The organism is Thermodesulfobacteriota bacterium, assembly GCA_040756475.1.
In the GTDB taxonomy this organism is placed as follows: Bacteria; Desulfobacterota; Deferrisomatia; order Deferrisomatales; family JACRMM01; genus JBFLZB01.
In genome coordinates, this window is sequence record JBFLZB010000141.1 from 1 (window position 1) to 11,711 (window position 11,711).

At 69.0% G+C, this 11,711-nt stretch carries 7 protein-coding genes; all 7 read right to left on the bottom strand.

What is annotated here, in order from left to right; translation table 11 throughout:
• Positions 1-52: 52 nt before the first annotated feature.
• Positions 53-1,504 carry a cytochrome c peroxidase gene (locus AB1578_17125; protein ID MEW6489622.1) on the bottom strand — a complete coding sequence of 484 codons (1,452 nt, stop codon included), beginning with the start codon at positions 1,502-1,504 and terminating at the stop codon, positions 53-55.
• Positions 1,505-1,668: 164 nt separating this feature from the next.
• Entirely contained in the window at positions 1,669-3,024 is a 1,356-nt protein-coding gene (locus AB1578_17130; protein ID MEW6489623.1) for a cytochrome c peroxidase, read from the bottom strand.
• A gap of 165 nt (positions 3,025-3,189) precedes the next feature.
• On the bottom strand, positions 3,190-7,437 hold the full coding sequence (locus AB1578_17135; protein MEW6489624.1) for a multicopper oxidase domain-containing protein: 4,248 nt from the start codon (positions 7,435-7,437) through the stop codon (positions 3,190-3,192).
• Between the two features lie 98 nt (positions 7,438-7,535).
• Positions 7,536-7,976 (bottom strand): response regulator transcription factor, encoded by a 441-nt coding sequence (locus AB1578_17140; GenBank protein MEW6489625.1) that lies wholly within the window; start codon positions 7,974-7,976, stop codon positions 7,536-7,538.
• A gap of 507 nt (positions 7,977-8,483) precedes the next feature.
• A complete protein-coding gene (locus AB1578_17145) occupies positions 8,484-9,128 on the bottom strand; it encodes a response regulator transcription factor (protein ID MEW6489626.1) in 645 nt (214 codons plus the stop codon).
• Complete coding sequence (locus AB1578_17150; GenBank protein ID MEW6489627.1) at positions 9,125-10,744, bottom strand: PAS domain-containing sensor histidine kinase; 1,620 nt, start codon at positions 10,742-10,744, stop codon at positions 9,125-9,127. The genes AB1578_17145 and AB1578_17150 overlap by 4 nt, the downstream gene beginning before the upstream one ends.
• A 260-nt stretch (positions 10,745-11,004) precedes the next feature.
• Positions 11,005-11,711 (bottom strand): hypothetical protein (locus AB1578_17155; GenBank protein MEW6489628.1); only part of this gene is annotated, 707 nt, incomplete at its 5' end.

Consider the following 11,711-nt stretch of genomic DNA (forward strand, 5'->3'; position numbering starts at 1 on the left):
GCCCCCTCCCGGGGCCCCCCCACTCCAGACGTGCCGGCGGCGTGCTTCGGCGCTACCGCTGGAAATAGCCGTCCGAGAGGGTCTTGAGGAAGGCCAGCAGACGGTCGCCGTCCACCATGAAGTTGAAGGGCTGCATGTCCGCCCGGTTCTGATCCACCTCGGGCGGGGGGAAGAGGTTCGGGTTCGGCCCCATGCCGCCGTCCATCCCACCGCCTCCCATGCCGCCTCCGCCCATTCCTCCTCCGCCCATGCCGCCGCCCCCCATTCCTCCGCCGCCCATGCCGGGCCCCATGCCGCCGTTGTCCATCGTGGCGCGCCAGGCGTAGAAGTGGAGGATTCCCTCCATGCCGTCGAGGGACTTGAAGAAGCCGTTGTGCCCGTAAGCCTTCACGAAGTCCGTCGAAGGGCGCAGGTCGGAGTTGCGCACGCTGGGCGTCTTGAACTTCCCGAGCTCCGGCTCGTACACCTCCGGCGGAAAACCCGCAGCCTTCAGGAAGCCGCCGAGGCCGTAGTCCACCCAGTCCTCCCCGTCCGGGTTCCACTTCTTGGGCATCGCATAGAAGGGATTCTCCGGGTTCCTCGGCGTGCCGATGTTGTGATAGCGGAAATCCGTGAAGAGGGGGTAGCCGGCCGAACCGGGAGTCAGGGTATGGCACCGCGCGCAGTCTGCCCGGTTGGGGTCCTTGAAGACCGCGAGCCCCTGGAGCTCGAGGTCCGTGAGACCGAAGCCGCGGTAGTACTCCCAGCGCGCCGGGTTGTTCGCCGCGTTGCCCATGCCTCCCCCGCCGGGGCCCATGCCCATGGGAATGCCCATGGCGGTGAGGGCGTCGACGTTCGTGCGTTTGCCCACGGTGTTGGCGCGCAGGGTGTCGAGGAAGAGGTCGAACTTCGAGGTGAAGGGGTTGACCTCGGCGCTTCGTTCATAGGCCGCGATGGACCGGGCGATGCGCTCGTAGGTTCCGTTCACGTCCTTGACGAAGTCGAGCGACTTCGGCCCCCACACCGCCTCGAAGAGGTCCGCGTAGTCCGACTGGGCGACCCGGATGCACACCTGGCGGGCGCCCGGCAGGGCCTGCTCCAGGGGGTTCAGGAAGGGCCCCTGGGCCTGCTCGGCCAGGGGGTCGCCCAGGGTCCAGCCGGTGGCCCGGCCGTCCCAGAACATCCCGCCGATCCACGCCCCTTCGACTTCGTCGTAGTACAACACGGGGCTCTCGCCGGCGTAGGCCGCCGACGGGGGCTTGCGGTTGCCGAAGCGGCCCTCCAGGGCACCCTCGATCACGGCCCCGCCCAGGTTCACCCAGGAGTCGGGCCCCGTGTACCCCACCGACGGGTCGTGACACGTGACGCAGGCCTGGGTGCGGTTGGCCGAGAGGCCCGCATCCAGGAAGAGGGCTTCGCCCAGCTCCTCGATCGGAGTCAAATCGGCCTGCGCTGCCACCCCACCGCCCAGAAGGAGCAGGGCTCCCAGCCCCGCCGTGACGAGAGACCTTGTCGATCTGTGCATGGCTTCACCTCCTTGTTCGTTATGTGAGCGCCGGAAACGGCCATGGCCGCCGATTCTAAACACGGATGCGTTTTACTCCATGGGGAGTTCTCCCCATTTTGCGTTGCCTTTGACCCCGACACACGTCGAGGAAGGCAGGCCCGGCGTGCCCTCCCCCGGAGCGCCTACCTCTCGAAGTACCCGTCCGACAGCGTCTTGAGGAACGTCACGATGTTGTCCACCTGCGGCCGGGGGAACATGGGGAGCTCGGCGCGGTTCGCGTCCACCTCGGGCGGAGGGAACATGCTTGCCATGCCCTCGCACCCCATCCCGCCTCCCATGCCGCCGCCGCACATCCCGCCGTCCATCGCGGCCCGCCAGTGGTAGAAGAAGACGATCTCGTCCAGAGACTTGAAGTAGCCGTTGTGCCCGTAGGCCTTGACGAAGTCCGACGACGGGCGAAGGTCCACGTTGCGAAGGGTCGGCACCTTGTGCTTTCCCATCTCCGGCTCGTAGACCGCCGGAGCATAACCGGCGCTCTGCAGAAAGCCTCCCAAGCCATAGTCCACCCAGTCGGCGCCGTCCGGGTTCCACTTGGGCGGCATGGCATAGAAGGGGTTCTCCGGGTTCTTCGGGGTGCCGATGTTGTCGTAGCCGAAGTCGGTGAACAGGGGGTAGCCGTTGGGACCGGGGTCCAGGGTGTGGCAGGAGGAGCACTCGGCCCGGTCGTTGAACACCGCCAGGCCCTGGAGCTCGGCGTCGGTGAGGCCCAGGCCTCGGAACGCCGACCATCGGTTGGGGTCGGTGCCGCCGCTGGGGCAGCCCATGGCGCCGCCCATGCCGCCCCCGCCTCCGCCGGTGCCGCACTTGATCTTCGTCACGTCCTTGCCGGCGGCCCGGGCGTTTTCCCAGAAGAGGTCGAACTTCGAGGTGAACGGGTTGACTTCGCTGCTGCGCTCGTACGCCGCAACGGAGCGCCCGATCCTCTCGTACACGCCGTTCGTGTCCCTGGCGCAGTCGAGCGAGCCGGGTCCCCAGACCTCCTCGAAGAGCCCGGCATAGGCCGAGCTCCAGACCTTCGTGCACAGCACCCGGGCGTTGGGCAGGGCCTGCTCCAGGGGATTCAGGTAGGGCCCCTGGGCCTGCTCGGCCAGGGGATCGCCCAGAGTCCAGCCGGTGGCCCGGCCGTCCCAGAACATCCCCCCGAACCAGCCCCCGTCCTCCTCGTCGAAGTAGAGGAGCGGGCTGTCGCCGGCATAGGCCGACGCCGGGGGCTTGCGGTTGCCGAACCGGTTCGCAAGGGCGCCCGGGTATACGGCGCCGGCGGCGTTCACCGCCGCATCCGGGCCGGTGAATCCGACCTCCGGCGCGTGGCACGCGGCGCAGGACTGCGTGCCGTTCGCGGACAGGCTCGCGTCGTAGAAAAGCGCTTTGCCGAGTTCTTCGATCGGGCTCAAGGCCGCGCCCGCCGGCGCCCCGCCCCCGAGGGCCAGCATCGCGCCCAACCCTGCTGCGGCCAACCATTTCGTTCGTGGGCACATGTGCATGCCTCCTTTTGCGATGGCCCCCCGGGTGTTGGGTAACCTCCGGGGGAATTTCCTGGTTTCGCGACTCTATCGCCGCGACGTTCTTACGAAGGTCGCCGCGGATTATGCCCTACACACGTCGGGGGAGGGATTGCTCCCTCCCCCGAGTGAATCTGGAAGTTACGGCGTGGCCACGATGGCCGTGTTCGACCAGCCGGACTGGGTCGTGTCAGTGAATGCATGGACCCGGTAGTAGAAGGTCGTGCCGCGCGCCACGGCCTGGCTGAAGGTCGTGACGTTTGCCCCGACGGTAGCGTTCACGACGCCGCTCGTGAAGCCGGGGTCATAGGCCCGTTGGATCAGGAAGCCGGTCTCGTTCACGGAGTTGTCCGTCCAGCTCAGGGACACCGTCGCTAAGTTCTTGTTCTTCACGACAGCGCTTCCCGTCAGGTTGGTAGGAGCCACCGTAGTGGCCGCCGGTGTCCCTCCCCTCGAGTCGAGCGTCAGCGTCGGCCAGCCGCCGCCCGGTGGAATCTCGTTGAAGGCCGGGTTGGAGTAGTCCCAGGTGTCCCCGACCACGTTGATCGCGTACACCTGGTAAAAGTAGTTCCTGTTGGGGTTGCCGATCACGTCCGTGTAGGTCCGCTGGCCCATCCCCGGACCGACCACCAGCGCGTCGGACGGGATCGTGGCCAGGAGGTCCCAAGGGCCGGTTGCGCTGCTGGAGCGCTCGATGACGAAGGCCGTCTCATTCTTCGAATTGTCGGTCCAAGCGAGCTCGTAGCGCCGGTTGTTGCCGTTCCCGGCCTTTGTGAAGGTCAGCCCGGTGGGCGCCGCGGGAGCCACGCCGACGACCTGGGCGTGCATCATGTCCATCTCTTCGTGGCTGAGGATGTGGCAGTGGTACACATACTCCCAGCCGAAGTTGACGTAATGGTTCACGATGTCGACGGGCTCGCCGTCGGGGTTGAAGGCGAAGAGCGGCAGGCCGGCCGCCTCCCGCTGCGCCGTGTTGGCGCCCTCCAGGTACATGCCCTCGGGCATCGACGGGTCGAGCAGGCGGATGCTGTTGGGCAGCCCGCCCCACTCCTCGGGGATGCGCGGGATGAGCGGCCGCATCGCGACGATGGTGTCTTCCAGCGGGCTGATGCGGACCGTGTCCTTCCAGCCGAGCTCGGTCGGATCCGGCTTGCGGATGATGCCGTCCCAGCCGACCCGGTTGAGCAGCTGCACATCGTACAGGTGGAAGTGGATCGGATGGGTGTCCACGCCGTTGTGGGTGAACTTCCAGATCTGCGTGCCGTCATCGGTTGCCGCGATGGGCTCGAGCTCGACGCCCGGAGGCAGCTCGATCCCGTCGAGGACCTCGTCCGGCGGGTAGGTATACGGGTGCAGGATCATGTTCTGCAGGCCCGCCTGGGCGTTGGGGGTCTCCACCCCCAGGAAGCCGCTCATGCGCCCGTACGACAGCTCGAAGGCCTCGCCCATCTCGTCCTGGATCATCTTGGGCTTGAGGTTCATGGTGAGCTGCACGCCCGCCAGCGTGTCGAAGGTCAGCGAGGTGTCGAAGATCTGCACCAGGCCTGCCCTTGGGCCGTTGCTTTGGAAAGAGGTGCCGTAGGCGGTGTTGTAGGCGCCCTGCCCGACAACGATCGGGTGCTGCCCGCTCTCGAACACGCCGCTTCCATCCGCCTGGTGCGCGAAGGCGTTCTCGAGCGCGGCCAAGTCGAAGGCGGGGGCAGGAGCCGCGGGTGCAACCTTGATCTGCATGACGGTGCGGGTGTTCGGGCCGTAGCCGGGCAGCGTCGAGGACGCCCCGCCCGTATCGCGGTAGTCCCCGTTGCCGGTGTAGTAGTCATAACGTGGATCGCGCGCAGGGAACGCAGCGGGGGCGTCGTTGTAGAGGATGAGCGTCTGGCCCGCGAACTGCGAGAAGTCCACGATGACGTCGAACCGCTCGGCCGGGGCGGCCAGCAGCGAGTGCTGATCGACGTTGCCGGCGTTGAACACAGTGGGGTCGTTCACCCAGGTGGTGGGTTGCGCCGGGACGACCACGGGCGACGGCAGGAAGCCGCCCTCGGTACCGATCACGATCCAGCTCGGCCCCTCGGTTCCGGGCAAGGGGGTCGGGAAGATCGTGGCGTCCTCCAGAGCGGCCGCCACTTCGGCGGGGTTCAGGGCCACCTCGGTGCAGGCCACGCCCGTGTTCTCAGGCGCGGGATTGGGGTTGTTGGCATCGCAGAGCACACCGTTGGCGTCGATCGCCTGGTACAGGGACAGGTTGAAGAACCGGTCGTTCGCGGCATTCAGCACGCGGAAGCGGTACGTCTTCGGATCCACCGTGAGCGTCGGGTAGGCCGTGCCGTTGACGACTGGCGTGTCGTTGAACGACTCCATGCCCATCGAGTTGTAGGGCACGCCGGGCATCAGCGGCGGCTCGCACCACTGCACGTCCGGGTCGCAGGCCGGGTCGAAGTAGGGGTTGTCGATCGGCCCGTACGTGATGCCGCTGGTGGGCGGCCAGAACCAGGGACCATAGGCCCAGCGGCCGTACTCGTTGACCCCCGAGCTGTCTCCCGGGTTCTGGGCGGGGGAGTAAACGTGGGGCACCCACAAGCTGCCCTCGCCGCCCCACCGGGCCACGTCCCAGGTGTTGTCCTGCATCATGAGCTGATCCATCGGGGGTACGAAGGTCTTGTCCTGCACGACCAGGGGGATGGTCGCCTCGGGCCCCGGGATGATGCCCCCATCCACCAGCGCCTGCTCGGTCGCGTCCTGAATGATGTAGGGCGCGGCCTCGCCCGCGTAGACGTTGAGACGGGTGATGCCCCAGGCGTGGTCGTGGTAGAACATGAGCCGGGCGCTCTGCTGGTTGGTGTAGTAGAAGGTCATGATGCCGTCGGCGGGGTCGCCGGAGTCATCCATGTCCGGCACGGGCCGCACGCTGACACCCTGGGGGTAGGGCGTCGCCTCGCCGGCCGGGGTGATCCACTGGTGGGGCGTGCCGTCCGAGATCCACGGAGAGATGCCGCCGTGCAGGTGCAAGGTGGCCCGGTTCTCGGCGTAGCAGAGCCCTTGCGCCACCATCTCGGCCTTCATCATCGAATCCGGCTCGCTGCACATGGGCACCTGCGGGTCGAGCATCGCCGGGTCCATCATCTCCATCGCCTCGTGACCCGTGGCAGTCATGCCAGAGCCCATCACGGTGGTGTCGACCGGGATGAAGAGGTTTCCGCCCATGCCCGTGGGCAGCAGGTTGTAGAACTTGATCCGCACGGGCTGGTTCTTCTGGGCGACGATGGCAGCTCCGAGATACTGGGGGGGGGCCACTGCAAAGTGTCCGTTCCCCAGGTCGAAGTGGTCGCCTTGGACGAGCGGCGTCTCCAACTGCACATAGCCGCGCAGTTTCGTGGGCGGCAGGTCCTGGTGCATCTGCTTGGTGAACTCGACCACCGCGATCTCGTAATAGTCGGAGCCCGGGTAGGTCGTCTGGTCCGGGACGGCAACCGAGATGAACTGGCCGAGGTTGTTGGCCGCGCCGGCACCCAGGCCGGGCAGCTCGTTGACGAACTTGCGCATGCCGCCTGAAATCACGGTGTTCTGACCGGACAGGTCGAGCACCTGCGCCGCAAAGGAGTAGGTGCGCGCCTGGGGAAAGACGGGAAACTCTGCACTGCCGAGGGTAATCGTCGAGTCCTGCAGCGGCGGGGTCGGCGCGGGGTAGCTCAGGGCATCGGCGCCCGAGCCCGTGTCCACTGGGATGCCCTGGCCATAGAACGCCAGCACATCGCCTGCTTGGACGGCCAGGTTCGCCACGCCGAACGTGGCGATCTCGCTCACCGCCGGATCGGCCAACGCGGGCACGGTCAAGAGCCCGCTGTCGAAGACCACCGTGTACTCATTGGGAGCGCCCGTCGGGCGCAACACGTAGGCGTGGAACAGGTTGCCCGCCGAGGGGAAGGGACTCCCGGCCGGGTCTGCCTGGTTCCAGGTCTGGAACGACTGCACCATGCCGTCGGGCAGCGCAGCCGGCACGACTACGAACACCGGCGCCAACTCCCCAACGCCCACGGGAAAGTCCGAAGCATACCCGCGATCCTGCAGCGGATTGCCGACCGAAATGACCGCGCCCTGCATCATCGGCAACGGGCTGTTGGCGTAGTTCGGGTGGCTGAAGTAGTACGGCGCATCGCCCGGCATCGCCATGGCCGCTGCGACGGGCGCCGCCTCTACCATCAAGGGGTTCAACGCGCCCTGTTGCAACTTGCGCGCCGCCGCGGCCTGCCGTTCGGCCTGCGTCACCTTGGATTGCTTCTTCACCTGTCCCGGCGGCTCCTTCTGCTGCGCGCCGGCCCAGTCGACGCCGCCCAGGACCAGGGCGGCCGCCAACCAGAGAAACAACGCTACCTGCCACGTAGGTCTCCTCATGAGCTGCCTCCTCCCGCTTGCAGTGATTTCGCCACGACCATGAACCCTCGGTGCTCCATGCGCTCCTCCTCTTCCTCCCCGGATCTCCTGTGTGCACCTCACGGCTTCCACGGCTCCGTTGGCCGGGCCTCTGGCGTCACATCTGCCGCGCGGGGAGAACCCGATCCCGCCGCTCTTGCCTCCTGGGCCCGACGTACCACCGCGGCGACCCGGCTCCCGTCGAGGGTGCTCTTCCCGAGGAAGCAGTCGGCACCGCAGGCGTGGGCGGCCTCCCGGTAGGCCGGCTCCTCGTGGTTCGAGCAGACGGCCACCGTGGTGCCGGGGGCCTCTTGCTTGATGCGCTTTACGAGCTCCAGCCCGCTGCCGTCGGGCAGGCCGATGTCGACGAAGACCACTCCGGGCCCCTGCTCCACGAAGCGGGCGTACCCTTCCGCCACGCTCCCGGCTTCGCAAATCTGGAGCCCGGGCAACCAGGTGCACAGGATCGACCGCAGCACGTCGCGGAACACCGGGTTGTCGTCTACGATGAGCGCGTTCAAGAAGCGGCGGCCTCCTTCCCCCCCTTCCAGCGCCTTCGATCCGATGGTGCGAACCGTAGCACCGCGCTCCGAGGCAGCCTGTAGTCCCCGGACGACTCTTGCGTCGGACGGGTCCTGTTTCTTCGTAGTCCGGGCTCCCGTGTGCCTGTCGGTGTTTGTCCTACAGGGGAAGGAAGGCCCCGCTGCGCGGGTTCGGGCGGGGTCTGTCGAGAGGGCCTGGGATGGGCGGGAGGTCCTCAAGGGCGATTCCGGAGGAGGGTTCGCTTTCGGATCGTGTGGGTCGGCCCACGGGGAAGCCAACCCCAGGGTCCGGGCGGGTAGGGGCGCACAGCGTGCGCCCGGCGGGTTCGGGGTGGGCCCGAGGGCGGGCGCACGCTGTGCGCCCCTACGGGTGAACCAGCCGTATTCCCGAGCTCAGCGGCTACGCGAACCCACACGGATCGAAACAGAACCCCCTTCCCCGCGGGGGGCGTGGGGGAAGGGCACCCGTGCGGCAGGAGGTGGGGGTCAGGAGCCGGAGAGGTCGATCAGGCCGTGCCGGAGGGCGTAGTGGGTGAGCTCGGCGTTGCTCTTGGCGCCGAGCTTGAGGAGCAGGCGGGTGCGGTAGGTGCTCACGGTCTTTGGGCTCAGGCACAGGTCTTCGGCGATCTTTCCCACCGGGTGGCCCGAGGCCAGCATGCACAGCACCTCGTGCTCCCGGTCGGAGAGGCGCTCGTGGGCGGGGCGCTCCCCGGCATTCCCCACGGCGCCCGCCAGCACCTCGGCCAGGGCCGGGGTCACGTACTTGCGACCCCGGAAGACCGTACGGATGGCCTGGACGAGCTCTTCGGGCGCGCCGGCCTTGTTCAGGTAGCCGGCGGCTCCCGCCCGAAGGGCCCGCAGGGCGTACTGCTCTTCGGGGTGCACGCTCAGGATGAGCACCGCCGCGCGCGGGTGCTCCGCCTGGAACTGGTGTAGGGTGTCGAGCCAGCTGCGGCCGGGCATGCCGATGTCCAGGAGGACGACGTCGAACTCCTCCTTCGCCGCCAGCGCCAGGGCCTCCTGGCCGCCGGAGGCCTCGCCCGCGGCCTCGATGTCCTGGGTCGCGTCCACGATGTGCTTGATGCCCTCGCGCACCACGGCGTGGTCGTCGACGATGAGGACGCGGATCATGCTCTCTCCTCCTGGGGTCTCAGGGGAATCCTCGCCTCCACCACCGTCCCGCCCATCGCGCCCGCGCTGACCGTGACCCTGCCTCCGAGGAGGGCGGCCCGCTCCCGCATGCCCAAGAGGCCCATGGACGTCCGGCTCTTGACCTGCTCCTCCGTGATGCCGGCGCCGTCGTCGGCGACCCTGAGCCGGGCGAGCTCGCCCTCGACCCCCAGCGCCACCTCCACGGACCGTGCTCCCGCGTGGCGGGCCACGTTGGTGAGGGCCTCCTGGAAGATGCGGAAGACCGCGGTGCCGGCGTGGGGCGCGATGGCCGGCTCCTCCTCGGGCACCCGGCAGCGGCAGGGGATCCCCGTGCGCTTTGCGAACTCCCCGGCCTGCCACTCCACGGCGGCCGCCAGGCCCAGGTCGTCGAGGATACCGGGCCGAAGCTCGGCCGCAATGCGCTGCACCGTGCGGATCGTCCGGTCCGTGAGGTCGCGCAGGGGCCGGACCCGCTCGCCCAGCCGCTCGGCCGCCCCGGGGTTCTCGGCGAGGAGCGAGAGCTCGATCCGCAGGGCCGTGAGGGACTGCCCCAGGTCGTCGTGGATCTCGCGGGAAATGCGTCCCCGCTCCTCCTCGCGCACCTTTTCCAGGTAGGCCGAGAGGCTTCGGAAGCGGTCCGCGCTGCGCCGGTCCGTTCCGCCCCGGCCACGCTGCCCCGTCACGTCGAAGCACGCCCCCACGAACCCGGAAAAGGCGCCGTCCAGATCCTCGAAGGGGCGCCCCACGTCCACGACCCAGCGGTACTCCCCCGAGTGGTGACGCAGACGAAACTGGTGCTCGAAGGGCAGCCGGGCGGCGAAGGCCTCGTGCCGGATCTCGAGGCAGCGCGGCAGATCCTCGGGATGGATGCCCCGGGTCCACCCGTCGCCCCGTTCCTCCTCCATGGTGCGCCCGGTGAAGCCGAGCCACGCCCGGTTGAAGTAGTCGCAGCTCCCGGCGGCATCGGCCCGCCATACCGGGTTGGGGATGGCATCGAACATCTGCACGTAGAGATCCCGGGACCGAAGGATCGACTGCTGGAGCCGGTCCCGCTCGGTGACGTCGCGGAAGATCACCTGGTACACGCCCGGGCCCACCCGCTTCAGCCGCGCCTCCACGACGATCCACGCTCCGTCCTTGCGCCGCACCTCCCGGCGCTCCACCACGATCCGGCCCTGCTGGAGCTCTGCCAGCAGCGGGGACGGGACTCCCGGCACCTCGAGCACCAGGAGGTCCTCCACCCCTAGCCCCAGCATCTCCTCGCAGCCATAGCCGAGCATCCGGCACGCCTCCCCGTTGACGTCGCGCAGCCGGCCGCGATCGTCGAAGTGGATGATGCCGTCGGCCGCTTCTTCCAGGAAGCGCCGGTAGCGCTGCTCGCTGGCCCGGGCCACGGCTTCCGCGTCGCGCCGCTCCTCGATCTGGAGGCGCATGGGCCGCACCACCAGGGTGTAGAGCGCGGGAGAGAGGAGGACGACCAGGAGGGCGGCGTCGAGGCCCGCCTCCGCCCAGTGGGGGATGGAGGGGAAGACCGTGTAGAGGAAGACCATGATGGCGAGCTCGGTGGCGAAGGCCGCCAGGGCCACCAGCCCCACCAGCCGCCGCGGCGAGTGCTCCCACGGCCCCCCTCGGGTGTCCCGTGGTCCCGGCCCCGCCCCGCCCCGGCGGTTCCGGGTAGGCGCAGGGAGGAAGCCAGGTCTCGGGTTGCCGCCTTCCGTTTCGGTGACGCCGCCGTGCATCCCACTTTCCCTTCCCGCCGCCTCTTGGTCTCGCCCCGGGGACGCTCCCCCCGTTTCCGGTCCCCCCGGCAGGTGCACGGTGCCCCGCTCCAGGCCCTTCGGCCGTCCTTCCGGCATCACGGGGACCCGTGGCACTCCTTGCACCACTCCCGCAGCTCGCCCCGGCTCAGGCACCCCAGGCAGCGGGGGCCGTGGGGGTCGTGGCACGAGACGCACTCCATGGGCCGCCCCGGCCGCAAGGGGTCGCGGGGCGAGGTCAGGGGGTGGCGCAATCGGGGGTGCTTGCCGCCCGCATGGGCGGGATGGCACTCCCCGCATACCGCGGCAAGGTCCCGCGGGCGCCACTCCGGGGGCTCGTGGCAACGCACGCATCCCTCGGCCAGGACCGGCTCGTGGCTGCCCCCGGGCCAGCGGTGACAACCGGTGCAGCCGCCCGGAGCCAGGGTGTGGCACTCGGCGCAGGCCGGGGCCGGATCGGCGTGGAACCGAACGGGCGACGCCGAGCGGCCCCGGACGGTGAGGTGCTTTTCCTGGGCGCCCAGGCGCACGGTGACCCGGGAGCCCTCGGGGCGCAGTCCCTGGAGCCTCCAGTGGTGCGCATCCCCTTCGCTCCGAGGGTCCCCGGCCGAAAGGCCGTCGACGGTGACCTGGGGCGGGGAGGGAGCCTGGACCACGAGCCACCCGGAGGTGCCGCCCCGCGCGCTGTCGTCCCCCGGGTGGAGGATGCGGAAGGACTCACCTGCCCAGGCCCGCGGGGGGAAACCCCCTGGGCGCCACTCCCCGCCGAGGAGCGCTCCCAGGGGAAGGCACAGCAGCAGTGCCA